Source organism: Pirellulales bacterium (genome assembly GCA_035533075.1).
Taxonomy (GTDB): domain Bacteria; phylum Planctomycetota; class Planctomycetia; order Pirellulales; family JAICIG01; genus DASSFG01.
The window spans coordinates 1-15,959 of record DATLUO010000293.1; the positions used below are offsets into that span (position 1 = coordinate 1).

The 15,959-nt window shown below is 63.7% G+C and carries 17 protein-coding genes; 7 read left to right on the plus strand and 10 right to left on the minus strand.

Annotation, left to right across the window (positions count from 1 at the left end; translation table 11 throughout):
* The first annotated feature begins 141 nt into the window (after positions 1-141).
* From VNH11_36060 to VNH11_36075, 4 genes are read left to right on the plus strand one after another with little or no spacing between them, the layout of a single operon-like run.
* Complete coding sequence (locus VNH11_36060) at positions 142-1,239, plus strand: mechanosensitive ion channel family protein (GenBank protein ID HVA51813.1); 1,098 nt, start codon at positions 142-144, stop codon at positions 1,237-1,239.
* 11 nt (positions 1,240-1,250) lie between these two features.
* The gene (locus VNH11_36065; protein ID HVA51814.1) at positions 1,251-3,716 is read left to right on the plus strand and encodes a hypothetical protein; all 2,466 of its coding nucleotides are present in this window, start codon (positions 1,251-1,253) and stop codon (positions 3,714-3,716) included.
* 47 nt (positions 3,717-3,763) lie between these two features.
* Entirely contained in the window at positions 3,764-4,744 is a 981-nt protein-coding gene (locus VNH11_36070) for an ABC transporter ATP-binding protein (GenBank protein HVA51815.1), read from the plus strand.
* A complete protein-coding gene (locus VNH11_36075; GenBank protein ID HVA51816.1) occupies positions 4,737-5,867 on the plus strand; it encodes an ABC transporter permease in 1,131 nt (376 codons plus the stop codon). Before VNH11_36070 ends, VNH11_36075 begins: the two co-directional genes overlap by 8 nt.
* Here VNH11_36075 and VNH11_36080 read toward each other — a convergent pair.
* The 6 genes from VNH11_36080 to VNH11_36105 all read right to left on the minus strand — a co-directional run bounded on the left by VNH11_36080 (position 5,864) and on the right by VNH11_36105 (position 11,808).
* Positions 5,864-6,085, minus strand: a complete 222-nt coding sequence (locus VNH11_36080; protein ID HVA51817.1) for a CDGSH iron-sulfur domain-containing protein — start codon at positions 6,083-6,085, stop codon at positions 5,864-5,866. The genes VNH11_36075 and VNH11_36080 overlap by 4 nt on opposite strands.
* A gap of 44 nt (positions 6,086-6,129) precedes the next feature.
* On the minus strand, positions 6,130-7,800 hold the full coding sequence (locus VNH11_36085) for a zf-HC2 domain-containing protein (GenBank protein HVA51818.1): 1,671 nt from the start codon (positions 7,798-7,800) through the stop codon (positions 6,130-6,132).
* Positions 7,801-7,802: 2 nt separating this feature from the next.
* Positions 7,803-8,363 (minus strand): sigma-70 family RNA polymerase sigma factor, encoded by a 561-nt coding sequence (locus tag VNH11_36090; GenBank protein HVA51819.1) that lies wholly within the window; start codon positions 8,361-8,363, stop codon positions 7,803-7,805.
* Positions 8,364-8,497: 134 nt separating this feature from the next.
* On the minus strand, positions 8,498-9,244 hold the full coding sequence (locus VNH11_36095) for a class I SAM-dependent methyltransferase (protein ID HVA51820.1): 747 nt from the start codon (positions 9,242-9,244) through the stop codon (positions 8,498-8,500).
* Between the two features lie 27 nt (positions 9,245-9,271).
* Entirely contained in the window at positions 9,272-11,245 is a 1,974-nt protein-coding gene (locus VNH11_36100) for a BatA and WFA domain-containing protein (GenBank protein ID HVA51821.1), read from the minus strand.
* A 107-nt stretch (positions 11,246-11,352) separates the two neighbouring features.
* A complete protein-coding gene (locus VNH11_36105) occupies positions 11,353-11,808 on the minus strand; it encodes a DUF29 domain-containing protein (protein HVA51822.1) in 456 nt (151 codons plus the stop codon).
* 347 nt (positions 11,809-12,155) lie between these two features.
* Between VNH11_36105 and VNH11_36110 the strand changes: the two genes are divergently transcribed.
* The 3 genes from VNH11_36110 to VNH11_36120 are packed head-to-tail and all read left to right on the plus strand — an operon-like array spanning position 12,156 to position 13,573.
* Complete coding sequence (locus VNH11_36110; GenBank protein ID HVA51823.1) at positions 12,156-12,494, plus strand: hypothetical protein; 339 nt, start codon at positions 12,156-12,158, stop codon at positions 12,492-12,494.
* Positions 12,491-13,003, plus strand: coding sequence for a hypothetical protein (locus tag VNH11_36115; protein HVA51824.1), 513 nt, complete (start codon positions 12,491-12,493; stop codon positions 13,001-13,003). Before VNH11_36110 ends, VNH11_36115 begins: the two co-directional genes overlap by 4 nt.
* A 51-nt stretch (positions 13,004-13,054) precedes the next feature.
* Complete coding sequence (locus tag VNH11_36120; GenBank protein HVA51825.1) at positions 13,055-13,573, plus strand: hypothetical protein; 519 nt, start codon at positions 13,055-13,057, stop codon at positions 13,571-13,573.
* A gap of 181 nt (positions 13,574-13,754) precedes the next feature.
* On the opposite strand, the gene VNH11_36125 is transcribed toward VNH11_36120, so the two are convergent.
* From VNH11_36125 to VNH11_36140, 4 genes are all read right to left on the minus strand, one after another.
* Positions 13,755-14,126, minus strand: a complete 372-nt coding sequence (locus VNH11_36125) for a DUF1016 N-terminal domain-containing protein (protein HVA51826.1) — start codon at positions 14,124-14,126, stop codon at positions 13,755-13,757.
* 319 nt (positions 14,127-14,445) lie between these two features.
* Positions 14,446-14,649, minus strand: coding sequence for a type II toxin-antitoxin system HicA family toxin (locus tag VNH11_36130; GenBank protein HVA51827.1), 204 nt, complete (start codon positions 14,647-14,649; stop codon positions 14,446-14,448).
* Positions 14,646-14,837, minus strand: a complete 192-nt coding sequence (locus VNH11_36135) for a type II toxin-antitoxin system HicB family antitoxin (GenBank protein ID HVA51828.1) — start codon at positions 14,835-14,837, stop codon at positions 14,646-14,648. Before VNH11_36135 ends, VNH11_36130 begins: the two co-directional genes overlap by 4 nt.
* A gap of 72 nt (positions 14,838-14,909) precedes the next feature.
* Positions 14,910-15,800, minus strand: coding sequence for a DUF58 domain-containing protein (locus VNH11_36140; GenBank protein ID HVA51829.1), 891 nt, complete (start codon positions 15,798-15,800; stop codon positions 14,910-14,912).
* Positions 15,801-15,959: the final 159 nt, after the last annotated feature.

The following is a 15,959-nucleotide window of genomic DNA, read 5'->3' on the forward strand; positions in this document are numbered from 1 at the left end:
CGGTGCGTCCAACCGGGGCATCGCCTGGCCGCCGAGATGAACGAAGTGCCAGCCTCCACGCGGCCAGGCTCTGCCCCAGCCACCGCCCATGTCTCATTCTCGGCCGCGTGAACTATAACGCCGTTGCGGAGGGTACACGGAATGGATTTGCGGAACTGGTGGCGAGACCTTGCCAGCTCGGATCTGCTGCAGTGGCAGTTCGACGGCTATACGTTGCCGAAAATGCTCCTGGCGGCGGTGGTTTTCGGCGCCGCTTTGTTCCTCATGCGGCTGACCGCGCGTTTTGTCCGTCGCCATGCGAGCGGACTGGCCGAACGACGCGGCTTCGACGTAGCACACGCCGTCGCCGGTGTGGCGGCGGCCACGAAGTGGTGGTTCGTGCTGATCGCGTCGTTCTTTCTGGCCGCGCTGGCGCTCGACCTTCCAGACGCGAAGCCGTCCGATTTCGTCAAGTCGGTCGCCGGAACGGCGCTGTTGCTGCAGATCGCCGTCTGGGCCGACGTGCTGATCGCGATCTTTATCGAGCGCTACATGCACAGGCGTCTGGAAACCGACGCCGCCAGCGTCACCATGATGAGCGCGCTCGGCTTTTTGGGGCGCGTGGCGGCCTGGACTGTGGCGGTGCTGCTGATCTTGGAAAACCAGGACGTCCAGATCAACTCGTTGGTGGCCGGGCTGGGCATCGGCGGCGTCGCGGTGGCGCTGGCCGCGCAGAACGTGCTGGGCGATTTGTTCGCCTCGCTTTCGATCGTGCTCGACAAGCCGTTCATCCTGGGCGATTTCATCGCCGTCGGCGACTTCCTGGGGTCGGTGGAGCACATCGGCCTGAAGACCACCCGCCTCCGCAGCCTGTCGGGCGAGCAGCTTGTGTTCTCGAACGCCGATCTGCTGCAAGGCCGCATTCGCAATTACAAGCGGATGTACGAGCGCCGCATTCAGTTTTCGTTCGGCGTGGAGTACGGCACGCCGCCCGACAAGCTGGCCGCCATGCCCGGCATGATTCGTGAAGCGATCACCGCTCAGGAGAGAACGCGCTTCGACCGGGCGCACTTCAAGTCGTTCGGCGATTCGTCGCTGGTGTTCGAATCGGTCTACTACGTGCTCTCGCCCGACTATAATCTTTACATGGACATTCAGCAGGCGATCAACCTGGCTCTGGTGCGGCGGTTGGGCGCGGAAGGGATCGAGTTCGCCTTCCCCACGCAGACGCTCTACGTCCATAAAGCACCGGAGCAATGAAAGGAACGTTTATGGGTACAGCTTCGTTGGCCTGTGCCGCTTTGATGCTGGCCGTGACGAATGACGACGCGCGCCTTCCCTGGGCGGCGAACCATCACCGCACCGACGTGGCAAGAGCGCACGTGCAAGAGATCACGGACGCTCGCGTGGACTATGTGGTGATCCAGCGAGGAACGATGGACGGCACGAATTGCCGCTCGCCCCAGGGAGTGTGGCAGCCTTTCGAGCAAACCTGGGAATCAAACCGCTCAGTCCGAATGGAGAACGTGGGCGAAACCGACGTGGTCAATCCGTGGCTCTCCAACGGCCAAAACGACTTTCGCAGCCTCGATCGAATCGCCGCCGCGGTCCTAAAGCCGGGCATGACCGACGGCGAAAAGGCCAGGGCCCTCTGGTGGCAGGAAGTCCGGCACCGTTTCCACCTCGAAGGCGACAATAACGAATTGCTCGATCCGGTCAAAGTGTTCAACGTTTACGGCTACAACACGTGCGGCAACGATTCGATCTGCCTGGCCGGCCTGTGGCGGAAGGCGGGCCTCAAGGTCGCCCCGGCGCGGCTGGTGGGGCATTGCGCCACGCAGGTGTTCTACGATCGCGCGTGGCACCTCCTGGACGGGGATATGCACGCCATTTATCTCCTGCGCGATAACGAGACCGTCGCCGGCGAACAAGAGCTGGTGCGCGATCACGACCTGATCCGCCGCACGCACACGCAGGGAATCTTGCAGCCCGACGCTCGGGCAGGCGACGAGCGGGAGTCGTCCATCTATGTGTTCGAAGGCGACGTCACGGGCAACCGCAACTCGGCCGACACCGCCTTGAACATGACGTTGCGTCCGGGCGAGGCGCTCGTGTGGCGCTGGGGCCGCCTCGAGCCGGTCAAATATCATGGGCCGCGGCCCCCGCGATTCGCCGACCGAATCAGCAATGGGTCGTGGGAATATCGCCCGGATTTCAGCGGGCCCGGTTGGCGGGCCGGCGCCGCTACGGTCGAGTCGGTCCGCGAAACCGACGGCGGACTCAGGGCGGAAGAAGGCAAGAGCGGCGGCATCGTCTGGGCGATGTCGAGTCCCTATGCGATCGTTGGAGGCAGGCTGGAGGTCGACGGGAACGGTGCGAGATTCACGCTCTCGTGGGACGGCGACGAATGGCACGACGTCGATCGCGGCCTCGATGCTTTCTTTCCGCCGGACGGGCCGGCCCGCTACCGCTACTACGTGAAGTGCGAATTGCCGGCAGGCGCGCACCTGCGGCGGTTGGCAATCGTCAACGATCTGCAAATGGCGCCGCTGACGCTGCCCGGCATGAGCGTGGGCGCGAACAAGTTTAACTACAGCGACGATTCTGCGGGCGGACGCCGCGTGCAAATCAGCCACCAGTGGGTCGAGCGGTCGGCCAGCCGTCCGCCCGACGCGCCGCGCGAAGCGGTGTTTCCGCCCGATCATGGCGAGACCGACGGCACTGAGATCGTCTTCCGGTGGCAACCCGCCCACGACGCGGACGGCGACGCGATCGCCGACTACCATTTCGAGCTTTCCGCGCGGGCCGACATGCAATGGCCTCTTTCCATGAGCTTCGCCAAACTGATTTCTCGCACCGCCGACGCCGGGCACACCCACTACACGCTGCCCGCCGCCGGCCTTTTGAATCCCGACACGGAGTATTTCTGGCACGTCCGGGCAAAAGACAGCCAGGGCGTGTGGGGACCGTGGAGTCGGACCTGGAGTTTCACGCCGCACGGGCCGGCGCCGCCGCACGACGTCCGTTTGGAGTTCGACCGCGAGAGCCATCGCGGGCTGCTGCGGTGGTCGCGGCGCTCAGGCGGTCGCGAGCCCGCGGCGTACCGTGTATATGCCAGCGATGAGAAGGGCTTTTCGGTGAGCGATCGGCCTTACAAGGTGACCGTGGGAACATCGAAAAGCGTCCCCTCCGAGTTTGCCGCCAACTTCGTGGCCGAAACCTCGGCCACCGAATTGGAGGTCGTCGGCCCGCAGGTAAAACTCGCGGCAGCGAACAAGGCTTTTTACCGTGTCGTCGCGGTGGACGCGGCGGGCACTCGCAGCGGCCCTTCCGACTATGCGGCGTGCCCACGGCCGTTGATCTTCAGCGCGCCCGTGACCGCGGCGAGAAAAGGCGCCGAATATCGCTATTCGCTTGCGGCCATCCGATCGTTGGGCGATCTTCGGACCAGGGTTGTGGACGGCAAGGAAACCATGAATTTCTGGGACGTCGAGCAGCTTCGGTACGGCATCGAGCGCGGTCCGCAATGGCTCACGATCGACGCCGCCAACGGCCTGCTGTCGGGAACGCCCGATCGCTCCGGCACGGTCGAGGTGATCGTCTCGGCGACGCTCAAGCGCGAGGCGCGGCGTCTGGACGAAGAGGCTCTCAAGTGGGGAATCGAGAAGGTTCTCTCCTCCGGCGCGGAGCCGGCCGGCAGCGCCACGCAGAGCTTCGCGATCGACGTGGCACCGTGAGCAGCAAAACGCCGTCTTCCTGTCATTTCCTCGGATCAGAACGTCGCATGCCACTCGCGATCGCCTGCCGCCGGCTCGTGAAAACCTATCCCAGCCGCCCGCCGGTGGAAGCGGTGCGCGGCTTGAACCTCGAGGTCGAGCGCGGCGAGTGCTTCGGCCTGCTGGGCCCCAACGGAGCGGGCAAGACCACCACCATTGAGATCATCGAGGGTCTGCTTGAGCCCACCTCCGGAGAAGTCGAAGTGCTGGGCCTGCGGTGGGGCGACGACGACGACGAAATCCGCCAGCGGATCGGCGCCTCGCTGCAAGAGACACGGCTGGCCGACAAGCTTTCGGTCCGCGAAACCCTGACGCTTTTTCGCAGTTTTTACCGACGAGGCATCGAACCCGACGAAGCGGTCCGCCAGGTCGGTCTGGAAGAGAAGGCCGGCGCCTGGGTGAGCAAGCTTTCCGGCGGGCAGAAGCAACGCCTGGCCGTGGCCTGCGCGCTGGTGGGCGATCCCGAACTGCTGTTTCTCGACGAGCCGACGACCGGCCTCGATCCGCAATCGCGCCGGCAACTCTGGGAGATCATTCGCGGCTTCGGACGCCAAGGCCGCACCGTGTTGATCACCACGCATTACATGGACGAAGCCGAGCGGCTCTGCGACCGCGTGGCCATCGTCGATCACGGCCAGGTGATCGCGCTCGGTCCGCCGGCCGAACTGATCGCCAGCCTGGGAGGCGAACACGTGATCGAGTTTACCGCCGACGCAGGCGCTGCCGGTCCGTCCGGCCCAGGTGCGATTGTGGACGGACACGCCGCAAACTGGCTGGCCGATCTGCCGGGCGTGACCGAGGCCCGATCGGAAGACGGCCGGGTGTGCCTCTCGGTGGCCGAGCCGCACGTGACGCTGCCGGCCTTGCTCAGCCAGCTTGATTCGCAGCGACTGCAATTGACCGGCCTGACGACCCGCCACGCCAGCCTGGAAGACGTGTTCGTCAAGGTCGCCGGCCGCCATCTCGACGACGAGGCCGCGCATGACTGAATCCTCCGCTGCCGAAGCTGCCGCGCCGGTGCCGTCTACTGCCCCAATCCCGCGGCCCGCCGACGCACGTTCGCCAGGCCGCTGGCATCCGCTGTGGCAACTCGTGCTGGCCCGCTTGAAGGAGTTCTACCGCGAGCCGGAAGCCGTGTTCTGGGTTTACGGTTTCCCGATTCTGATGACGGTTGGTTTGGGCGTGGCGTTTCGCAACAAGCCGGTCGAGCGGATCACCGTCGACATCGAGCGCGGACCCACGGCCAACACCACCCTTGAGGCACTCAAGGCCGATCCGAGATTCGTCGCCGCAGTGCATGAAGCGGATGACTGCCGGCTCCGCTTGCGCACCGGCCGGACCGATTTGATCGTCTCGCCTGCGCCAGGCCCGACGCCCCGCTACGACTATTCGTTCGATGCGACGCGGCCGGAAAGCCTGTTGGCCCGCAACGCGGTGGACGACGCGTTGGAGCGGGCCGCGGGACGCCGCGATGTGGCCAGCACCAGCGATCATCCGCTCGATGAGCCGGGCGGGCGGTACATCGACTTTCTCGTGCCCGGCCTGCTCGGCATGAGCCTGATGGGCGGCGGTCTGTGGGGCGTCGGTTACGTGATCGTCGACATGCGTCTGCGCAAGCTGCTGAAGCGCTTTCTGGCCACGCCGTTGCGCCGCACCGATTTCCTGCTCGGCATCATGATCAGCCGCATGGTTTTCATGATTCCCGAGGTGCTGATCATCCTGTTGTTTGCGCGGTTGGCGTTCGGCGTGGTGATCTACGGGAGTTTGCCGAGTTTGATCTTCTTGATCTTTCTGGGTGCGGTTTCGTTTGCGGGCATCGGTCTGTTGGTGGCCAGCCGTGCCCGGACGCTGGAAGCGGTTTCGGGCCTGATGAATCTGGTCATGTTGCCGATGTGGCTGTTGTCGGGTGTGTTCTTTTCATCCGATCGGTTCCCCGAGGCGGTTCAACCGGCCATCAAAGCCTTGCCGCTGACGTTGCTGAACGATTCGTTGCGCAGCGTGATGTTGGAAGGTGCCACGCTGGCCTCGCAATGGCCGCAAATCGCCGGGCTGGCGGTCTGGGGTGCCGTGGCGTTTGTCTTGGCCTTGCGGTGGTTTCGCTGGATTACCTAGCCGACGTCTGGAGTAGCCTGCTCGGCGGCCACAAAGCCGCAGCGATTGTGCGATCCGTCGCAGAACGGTTTTTTGCCCGACTGGCCGCATCGGCACAAGGCGATCGCCGGCTTGTCGGTGCTGATCGTGAACGCATTGCCTTCTGCATCGACGATGGTCACCGGCCCCTCCACGACGAAAGGACCGTTGTTGCGCGTGCGGATGGTGACCTGGCTCATGATTGAACTCCGTTGATATTGGCATGAATTGAATGTCGTAGACGTCAATCATTATTCTTGGCAGGCTGCGACCGGGCCGCCGGCTTTTCCGCCTCGACCGGGTGCAACACAAAAAGCACCTGGAAGCGGTCTTTGTCGGCGGCGCCGCCTCTGCCTCCGGCGGGCTCGCCACCCACGCCCGCAGTCGTCGGTTTTGTGGCCTCGGCCTTGTTGGCCCGCTGCAAGCGCGACTCGACGGCCCGCGCCGGGGCCTGCTCCGCGGGCTTGTTGTCCGCATCGGCGGGCGGGACCAAGGGGCGCACGACCAACCTGCGCGCCAGGCCCGGCAAGGCGCTCTGCTTTGCATCGGCGGCCGCCTTGGACTCCGGTAGTGATTCAGCGGCCTTCGCAGCCGTCTCTTTCTTGGCGGGCACCTTGGCTCGGAACGCGCCTGCCTGCCGCTGCTGCAGTTCGTTTACTTCCGCCAGGCCGCGAGCATACCGGAAGTATTGCTGTTGCCGCGGCAGATCGGGCGCCGGTTCCACGTCGACGGCCACCACGCGATCGGAATCACGGTCCAGCGCCTCCAGCACGGCTTCGATTTGCGGCTCGCTCGCTTCGACCAGCACCAGCTCGGTGTTCGGATCGCGCAGGGCCGCGTCGGCGTCGGTTTGCAACAGCTTCCCTTGCTGGGCGGCCCGCTTGCGAAGTGCCGTGCCCAGCCGCTCCACTTCCGCCTCGCTGGAACGGGCGGAAGGCTCGGCAGACTGCTTCGACCGATCGTCGGTCTCGGCAACCTGGTCATCGAGCGATTCCCGAGCGAGGGAGTCGGGTTCGGCGACGGGCGTCTCTTCGCCCCATTTGATGTTCTGCTGTGCCAGCAGCTTGCGGAACGAATTGTCGTAGTCCGCGCCGGGCGTCACGTAGCACCACACGACGAGCGTCTGGTCGCCGGCGATGGACGACAACCGCTCGGCGGCGCCGGCATCGGATGACATTTTGTCGTGGGCGACAGACATGCGTTCCGGAGCGTCTTTCGCCGGCTCTGTCAGCGGTTCGTCGCGCGGCGCCGCATTCGGGCCACGGGGCCTGGCGGCCTGGGGCGCTCGCAGCCCGGACGCATCGTTCTTGGCGGCCGATGCGCCATCAAGACCCAACTCGTTCGGAGATGCCGACGGCTCCGACCGGCGGTCGTGGTCCGATTTCTCCTCGGCCTGCTGCGTTCTGCCTAACGGATGCTCCGGCGCTTCGGCGGCCGGTGCTCCCGCCGGGGCGCCGATCTCGCCACCGTCGCGCTCGCCGGCCGCGCCCGGCGCCAACGCGACCTGCCGCCGTGCGGCCCGGTCGCGGTCGAGGAACATGATCGCCAAACCGGCGGCCAACGTGAGCGACGCCCAGATCAGCGGCCTGCGCATCCGTTGCCAAGTGAAGCCGCCCCGCCGCTCGTCTCGTTCCGATAACTCGACCTTTGACTCGCCGTCGCCATCTGCCGCCTCGGCGCCGCCCGTCGTGAGCAGCTCTTTTTCAGCCTGCCGCAGCACCTGATCGGCGAAGTCGTGCCCCAACCGCGTACGGGGCATCCGCTCCAGACTGGTTTTCATGGCGCGCAGCTCGTCCAGAAGCTGCCGACTTTCGGGCTGCTCGGCCAGCATCCGCTCGACGCGCGCCCGCTCGTCGGCGGTCAACTCGCCGTCGAGGTAGGCGCTCAGCAGTTCGTCGTGGGCAAGGTCGGACATGGTCAGGTGGAACCGGGCTGCAAAACTCGTTTCAATTGGTCGCGCAACTGCAGGCGTGCCCGATGGATGCGGCTGCGGACCGTGGTCAGCGGCAAGTCGAGGATCTCGGCAATCGCCGCATAGTCGCAACCGTCAATATCGCGGAGCACGATCACGGTGCGGTGTTCGTCGCTCAACGTCTCCAGGGCCGCCCGCACTTGCTCGGCCAACTCTTCACGTTCCAGCCGGTCGCCGGGCCCGGGGCCGGGATCCGGCGGGTCGTGGCCGCAGTCCTGGCCCGCGTCGATCGACTCCGTCGGCCGCCGCCTTCGCCGGCGGCTCATGGCCGTGTTGAAGGCGATGCGGTACAGCCAGGTGTAAAAGGCACAGGTCCGCTGGAACGACTCCAGCTTGACGAACGCCTTGACGAACGTGTCTTGGACGACGTCGCGCGCGTCTTCCGACGACCCCGTCAGGTGGACCAGGGTGTTATACAGGCGGTCCTGATACTTGCGCACCAGGTCGCCAAAGGCCGCCGAGTTGCCCTTGAGGGCCGACTCGATGAGCGTTTCGTCATCCACCACGGACACCCACATCTTAGACGTGCGACGTACGACAAAAGTTCCGCCAAACGATGAGTTCATCATCCCGGCGCCCGCCAGCGATGTCAAACCGTCGTCGCCGCCCCCGCGCCGGGCCGCACGACCCGCGCGGCACGTCAGCGTTTCTCGATCTCGACGCAGATTCCCCCGGCGCGCAGCGCCTTGTGCATGCGAGTGAACCAGAGCTCTTCCTTCCACACCAGCCCCAGACCCTGGCATACCTCGCGCAGCTCGCGGCGGTTATAGGTGCGGCAGCACCAGAAGCGGCTCGTCCACGCGCCGCCGAAGGTGTCTTCGCTGGTCAGCAACAGCATCCGCGCACCGGGCATCATCACGCGGGCCAACTCGGCCAGACCGACCTTGGCGTCGGGCAAATGCTCGATCACGTAGCCGCACGTCACGCAGTCGAACGTGCCGTCGGCAAACGGCAGCCGCGTGACGTCGGCCACCAGGTGGTCGGGCAGGCTGCTCCTCAGCCGGGTGCGCGCCCGACGCAGCATGGAAAACGACAGGTCGAAGCAGGTCAGCCGGGCACCGTGGTCGGAGTACTTCAACAGGTGCTTCGCGATCTGCCCGGCGCCGCTCCCCACGTCCAGAATCTGCCGCGCGCCGTGGACATCGAACTTGCGCTCGCGGATCAGCCGCTCGCCGAAGGTCAGGTGCAGCGACAGCAGGCTGCACGTGGCCAGCAGCGCTCCCTGCGGGCCGTCATACACATTGCGGACCTTGTCGCGATATTCCTCGAAGCTCACCCGGCGGATGAGATCGTTCTCGACGATCTTGTTCAGGACCTTTCGCTTCGACCGCCGATCGCTGTGGGAGCGCTTCTTCGGTGGTTTGCGGAGCAGTGGCTTGTCGATCATCGTGGAGGGAGTCCGCGGTGGATGCGTCTAAATATAGACGCGGCGATTGTAGATATACCACTCCAACAACAGAACCGCCAGTCCCGCCAGCAACACCAGCTTCCAAACGTCTTGCCGGGCAGGCTCACGTTCGGCTTTACCGGCAACACTGGTATCACCGATCTTCAGCTCGGGCCGGGGATGGAGGGCACTCTCCAGCGGATCGAACAGGTTGACCGCAAAGTGGCCCGTGGCCTTGCCTTTTTCCCGCACTTCGTAAACCCCCACCTCCGAAGTGCCGGAAAAAGGAAAGGCGTTGAGTTTGCCGCGGCCGATCTCGGCGGTGGCCTTGCTCGGCAGCAGCACCTCGATCGACTCGCCGGCCGTGTCGCTCCGCCAGGCGACCGTCTGTCCCGGCTGCACGCTGCCGGAGGTGAGCGCGGAGCGCGTGCCGCCCAGGTATTCCATCAGATTGAGCATAAACACGGGAAAGCTGGCCCGCACGGCCCAGTTGGTATCGAGCTGCTCCCGATCGTAAATCGTGAAACCGAGCACCAGGTCTTCATAACCTTCGCGCGGACCGAGGGCACACACGGGGCCGGCATTGGTGTCGATCAGCACGGTGCTGCCCGCCGGCGGAGCGAGCGGCCGGGCCTCGGCCAGCACCACGTCGCCCATCTCCACGATTTGCATGAGAGGGTGGGCACGGTTGGTGTCGATGATTTGCGGCGCGGCGGCCGGCTCGCCCGCCTTCCAGGCATCGCCGGCGGGCAAGCGGGCGATGAACATCGTATCGGCCTGCGGCATCTGCTCCGGCCGGCAGCGGTCGTAAATAATCAGGTCGAAGTTTCCGGACGCGGCCTGCTTCTCGTACTCGGGCCGTTTCAAATAATCGGGGCTGTGCTCGACGATCTCGGCCAACGCCCGCACCTTGTCGGTGGCCAGGGCCAGAGCCAGCGGACGGTTGCCCGGCGTGACCACCAACACTTTCATTGGGTGCGGCGGGTTGAGCGTCGTCCAGGCCACGTCGTCGATCGCCAGATGATCTTGGCCTCCCGTCTTCAGCTTGAGCACGCCCGACTGCACGCCCTCCAACGGAAACGCCAGCCCTTCCGAGTCGCCCGGCTCGATGGTCACGCGCTGTGCATCGACCAATTGGTCGTCGACGTGCAGCTCGACATCGACCGTGGCGGCTTCCAAACCGTGGTTCTCGATGCGGCCGAAGGCCTGAAACATTTCGGCGTTGACCTCGTGCCGGGCGGTGGTGAACGCGGCCACCGCCACGTTCTTGGCCGTCTCGGTGCCGATCGGCTCGTAGATCGGATTGAGACTTCCGAGCGAAAAGTTGCTCACATCGGGAAACTTGCCGTCGCTGAAGATATAGAGATCGGCTTTCACCGGCGCCGCGACCTGAAAATCCTGACTGTCTTCCACATTCGAGCTGCGGCCGGGGTTTGCCAAGCCCGAGGCCACGCGCAGGGCGTCGGCCAGCGAGGTGGAGCGGTCGGTGACTTTGATTTCTTCGACGCGCCGCCGCAGCTCGTTGCGGTTGTCGGTGTACGACTGCTCCACGTGGGCGCTGTCGGCAAAGCTGATGACCATAGCGGCGTCGCCCGACTTCATCTCGTCGATCAGCGAGAGCGTGCGCTGCTTGGCGGCGTCGAGCCGTGTCGGTTCGATATCGGTGGCGCCCATGCTGGCCGAGTTGTCGATGAGAAAAATGTAGTGCCCGCCCGACAGCCGCGAGGTCTGCCAGTTCGGCTTCAGCAGCGTGAGCATCAGCAAGGCGATCAGCAGAAGCTGCAGGAACAAGAGCAGGCTTTGCCGCAGCCGCTGCCAGATGCTGTTGACGTGCAGGTCTTCGATCGACTTGTGCCAAAGATAGGTGCTGGGCACTTCCAGCGGCTGCCGTTTGAGCTTGAGGAAGTAGAGCGCCACGATGGCCGGCGGCACCGCTGCCAGCAAAGCCCATTGCCAGGGCGAGAGCATCGACGTGAAGTGGCGGCTGAGGAAGTCGAGCATGACAGTCCGTGGTCCGTTGTCCGTGGCTATCGCATGTACATAGGGTGGGGCAAGCGAGCTTGCGAGCCCGACCCACCGTAAAGGGTGCGGCCGATCACTCGATGCCGCTAATCCGCAGCAGCATCGGGCTCGGCTAACAACTCATCGAGGCCCCACGGATCCTCGACCGGGAAGACATCCAGGCTCAGATCCGTCTCGTCGGCCGCCTGCCGCCGGGCCTCGGCGTAGACGTCGGCATGCACGGCTTCGGCATGGTTGCGCAGGGTGCCGCTTTCGAGCAATTGCCGCAGCTCACGCCGTTGTTCCCGGATCGTTCCCCGCCACGAGCCCGAACGGCGTTCCGGTTGATACTCCCATTTCAGCAAGTGCGACAGCAACACGACCAGCCGGCTGAACACTTCTCGCCGATCACGTTTGGCCATGTCCGCCAAATACTCGCTGAGGTGTCGGTAGTCCATTTCCGCGAATCGCCCGCAGGCAGCCAGGGCCGACATGGCCTCGAGCCACGCCGTCTCGTCACGCTCGTAAAGGACGCTCAGGTCGAGGATCTCTGCCGTCGTCATTCGTCGGTTCTCACCATGTCAGCCCTCTCAACTCAACCAGTATACCCGTCGCCGAAGCACAGCGGAACTATCAGGCCCAATCCATACCAATTTGACAACGGACCACGGACAACGATCAACGGACTACCCCCGCTTCCGCAAATAACTGGCAATCAACTGATCCACGGGCACCTGCGTGTTGGCCAGCAGGGCGTAGGCCACGCCGGCGTCGTTCAAGGCCGCCAGGATCCGTTCCATGCGCCGTACCGTATATTGCTAGTCTACTTCTGAGCGAACGTTGCCGTTTGAAATTGACAGCGGCGACCGACGCGCGGTAGGCTAAAAAGCCAACCCAAACAGCAACGCCAATGACTTCACCGGCGGCGACTGGCAAACCGGTCATTTGTGCGGCATCGGCAGCGGCCCCCGACGGGGCGGTTTATCGCGGGCCGGTCTGCTCGCTGTTGCAGGCCATCCGGCTTCGCAGGGCGGGGAAAGATGTGGTGGTTTGCGATGGCAAGCTATTCGAGAACCGCGACCTCGCCAAGCAGATCGAGGAGGCAGCCGTGGGCGTCGGTAATGTGATGGAACACGCAGCCCATACCAGGACCGCCGGGCCAAACGCCTTGCCGCACTATCAACCGGTGCGGCGGCCACCAGATGGCCACACGTTTTTTGAGACACTGAGCCAAAAGGCAATACTGTGAAGTATACATCTCCAGAGCTGCTCGTCCGCATCAACGGCGCAGAAGGCGAGGAAGCAGAGGCCCTGTACGATCAGTGGGATGCAAACGAACGAGCGGCGCGTGCGTATTATGCCGAAATCAAAGCCCGCCTTCCGCCGAAGCTCGTGCAGTTCGCCGAGACGCTCTGCCTGCACGACGCCGAGTGGATGGGGCTCAACGTTTCACCGAGCCATGACGGCAACCGGCTCGACGTGGCGGCCATCAATGTCCGGCAACAGCACAACATCATCACTCTGGTTTACGACCTTCTTGAGGAGCCTCGATGGTCGGGGCCGGAACCGGCGAGCCGCATCTGGAGCGAGGAACAAGTCATCTGGCTCTACGACGAAATCGGCTTGCTGAACGACACCACCTTCACTCACGAGATCCTGCTGAGCAACGGCAAGGTCTTAAGGCTGGTTTTCTTCCAGTTCAACTTTTCCGTCAGCGGCACCTTATCGAACATTCCCCGCTCGGCGCTATCGGCATGATGAAACAAACCGTGACGGGCTTTTGCCCTCGGCTGCCAGCACTCGCACAACATGGGCGTGCATTTCACCGTTACCGCCGATCACGACCTTCGCGATACGTCGCTGGACGCGGTCCGCGGTTGTTTTACGCCGCTAGAGCCGTTGTTTCTTGAGATTTCCACTAGGCGGCAGGCGGGACCTGACAGATGGCAGAACGTTACCGAGCCTGGTAATGCTCAGCCGAACCACTTCTATGCACCAGCGGGCTTTTCGGTATTCATTGGGCCTGCCGCGCTCACTTTTCACCACGGCACTCGCTTCGAGATGTTCATTGAAGCCGCTAGCGAGCGCGAATTGCTGCGCCGCTTCAGCCGGCACCTCGCGAGCCTGTTCGGTCAGCAGCGGGCCCTCTACGCGCCCTGCGAGGGCGCCGGCGACGTGATTCGCGATCTGGTCATCGATGGCTGCTCGCTGGCCGAGATTGAGGCACGCCTTCACGAGCGCAGCAGCCCACCGACGACAATCGAAGAGCTTGCCGACCGATCGTGGCCAGAGTTACGTTACTACTTTGACGAGTTCGACGGATGTTAGAGGATACGTGTGGTGGTTTTCTCATGGTGTGGTTGCAAACAATCGCTCACGGCGTCCGCCTCCTCTGGCCACCGCTCCGGCCAAGGTACGGCGTGCGATTCCGCCAGCGCATAGAACTCGTGGAGCTCGCAGATAGAATTCGCGCACCTCGGGGCGTTTCGACCGGCTCAGGATCAGCAAATTATGGGTCCAGGGCAATTGTGTCACCAGCGGTGATACTTTTTCGTCGCCCACATAGGTCTCGTAGAACTGCCGCATCCGAAACAGGTTGCGCCGGGTGAAACCTTTCAAGCCTGGGTGCGTCCGGGCAATGTGGTCGGCCAATTGCTGAACCACTCCTTCGCCCCATGCGGGCCGATTCAAGCTTGCGGCTGATGTATTCGCCGATTTGCCAGTAAAGGCCGACCAGCTCTTGATTGATGGCTGCGAAGGCACGGGCGCGCGCCGCCTCGATGAGTCGCAGCACCTCGTTAAAATCGACGGGCACGGCATGAGCGGATACGAGTGCCTTGGTCTGAGGCGTGCGCTTTCCCTTCCTGGGGGGTTTGCTCATGCCGGCTCCTGCGCCACGGCCAGCAATGCCGCCAGGTCGTAGTTGACGCTGTTGGCGTTGACAGGCCATGCGATGGTTCCTTTCCTCGGAGCTATCTCTCTATCGACCGTTGATCGACTTGTCAAGACACCTGCAGTTATCGCAGAGCGAGTCGCGGGCGGATTGGATGCGGCAAGATGAACGCAGAACGGCGCGGATGTGTTACTTTGTTCATTGTTGGCATGAAAATAGCTGCAACAACCGGCTGGCTGCCGACGGGCACCTGCGTGTTGGCCAACAGGTACGTCGTCCCGCGGCGGTTGTAGAACTCAGGGGTCCCTTACGGGCTGCCGGGAGGAGGCGCCGGTGGATTGCTCAGCATGTTGAGGATGTGACGGGCCAGCCTGTCCTTGATCTCCCGGTGGCGCGGGACCGGCTGATAGACTCCGGTGGTCGGGTTGCGATACCAGTCGTGCTTTCCCCCATGCCGCACGAACTCACAACCGAGTCCTTCGATCTCACGGATCAAGTCCACTCGCTTCATGAGACGACCAAATCGTCCACTTTGCGAATCCCTGGGAGCTCACCGCCGCTGAGATCAGCGTACAAGTCGCGCAGGTGTTGCTTAAGCTCCTCGAGCGTCTCGGCTTGCGTCCAGTAGTCTGGGAAGTCCTGCAGGTAGCCCAACCACGCCCCATCCTCTTGCCAGTAGATGTACTTGACCGTGTGCATCAATCGATCTCTCTCAGTGCGACAATGCCAAGTATATTCTACTGCAAATTGCGCCGGTGCGACAGCCGCCACTCACCGCACCAACCCTCGCTTCCTCAAATAACTGGAAATCAACTGGTCCACCGGCACCTGCGTGTTGGCCAACAAGTACGTCATGCCGCGGCGGTTGCAGAACTCACGGGCACTATCGACAAACGCCGCCAAGGTCTGCTTGTACCGCTTCAGCAGCGGGGCGCTGACGGTGATCTCGGCCACGTCCTCGTCTTCGCAGTCGATCAGCCGCAAGTCGCCCTTCACGTCGGGATCGACCTCCTCCGGCGAAAGAACATGGATGAGGTAGGCGTCCATCTGCCGGGCGACGAGATACCGCAGCGCGTCTTGAAAGCCGTGCTTGTCGAGCAGGTCGCTGATGAGCACGACGATGCCCTTGCCCGAATTCCGCAGGCAAAAGTTCTTCACGCCTTGGGCCAACGTGACTTCTTCGCCGGCTTCGAGGTGCTCCAGATGGTCGAGCATGCGCCACAAGCTGCGGCGGCCGCGCCACACCGGCCCTGGCTTGCTGGCCGGCTGGCCGAGCGTTTCGATCTTCACGCGGTCGGACCGCACCAGCCCGATGAATCCCAATGCGGCGGCCAACTGCTTGGCGTATTGCAGCTTGCTGGGTTCGCCGAAGGTCATCGACGTGCTGGCGTCGATCAAGGCGTAGAAGTGCAGGTCTTCTTCTTCCAGATAGAGCTTGAGAAACAGCCGATCGAGCCGGGCGTAGGTGTTCCAGTCGATGAACCGCAGGTCGTCGCCATGCACGTAGCTGCGGAAGTCGGCGAACTCGACGCTCTGCCCTTTGCGGCTGCTGCGCCGCTCGCCCTTCATCCGCCCGCGGAAGACCTTGCGGCTGACAAGTTCCAGACGCTCGAGTTGAGCCAACAATTCCGGACTGAGAAGCGGTAACGACGCGGTGGACACGATAGGGTTCAGGGTTCGGGGTTCGGGGTTCAGGGTTCAGGGTTCAGATGAGGGATGAGGGATGAGGGATGAGGGATGAGGGATGAGGGATGAGGGATGAGGGATGAGGGATGAGGGATGAGGGATGAGGGATGAGGGATGAGGGATGAGGGACGAGGG

Bases quoted from the DNA above. Each gene is read 5' to 3' on its own strand.
- VNH11_36060 (HVA51813.1), top strand. From the start codon at position 142: ATGGATTTGCGGAACTGGTGGCGAGACCTTGCCAGCTCGGATCTGCTG.
- VNH11_36120 (HVA51825.1), top strand. From the start codon at position 13,055: ATGGGCGTGCATTTCACCGTTACCGCCGATCACGACCTTCGCGATACG.
- VNH11_36125 (HVA51826.1), bottom strand. From the start codon at position 14,126: ATGAGCAAACCCCCCAGGAAGGGAAAGCGCACGCCTCAGACCAAGGCA.
- VNH11_36095 (HVA51820.1), bottom strand. From the start codon at position 9,244: ATGATCGACAAGCCACTGCTCCGCAAACCACCGAAGAAGCGCTCCCAC.
- VNH11_36135 (HVA51828.1), bottom strand. From the start codon at position 14,837: ATGCACACGGTCAAGTACATCTACTGGCAAGAGGATGGGGCGTGGTTG.
- VNH11_36070 (HVA51815.1), top strand. From the start codon at position 3,764: ATGCCACTCGCGATCGCCTGCCGCCGGCTCGTGAAAACCTATCCCAGC.
- VNH11_36075 (HVA51816.1), top strand. From the start codon at position 4,737: ATGACTGAATCCTCCGCTGCCGAAGCTGCCGCGCCGGTGCCGTCTACT.
- VNH11_36085 (HVA51818.1), bottom strand. From the start codon at position 7,800: ATGTCCGACCTTGCCCACGACGAACTGCTGAGCGCCTACCTCGACGGC.
- VNH11_36080 (HVA51817.1), bottom strand. From the start codon at position 6,085: ATGAGCCAGGTCACCATCCGCACGCGCAACAACGGTCCTTTCGTCGTG.
- VNH11_36130 (HVA51827.1), bottom strand. From the start codon at position 14,649: ATGAAGCGAGTGGACTTGATCCGTGAGATCGAAGGACTCGGTTGTGAG.
- VNH11_36065 (HVA51814.1), top strand. From the start codon at position 1,251: ATGGGTACAGCTTCGTTGGCCTGTGCCGCTTTGATGCTGGCCGTGACG.
- VNH11_36105 (HVA51822.1), bottom strand. From the start codon at position 11,808: ATGACGACGGCAGAGATCCTCGACCTGAGCGTCCTTTACGAGCGTGAC.
- VNH11_36110 (HVA51823.1), top strand. From the start codon at position 12,156: ATGACTTCACCGGCGGCGACTGGCAAACCGGTCATTTGTGCGGCATCG.
- VNH11_36100 (HVA51821.1), bottom strand. From the start codon at position 11,245: ATGCTCGACTTCCTCAGCCGCCACTTCACGTCGATGCTCTCGCCCTGG.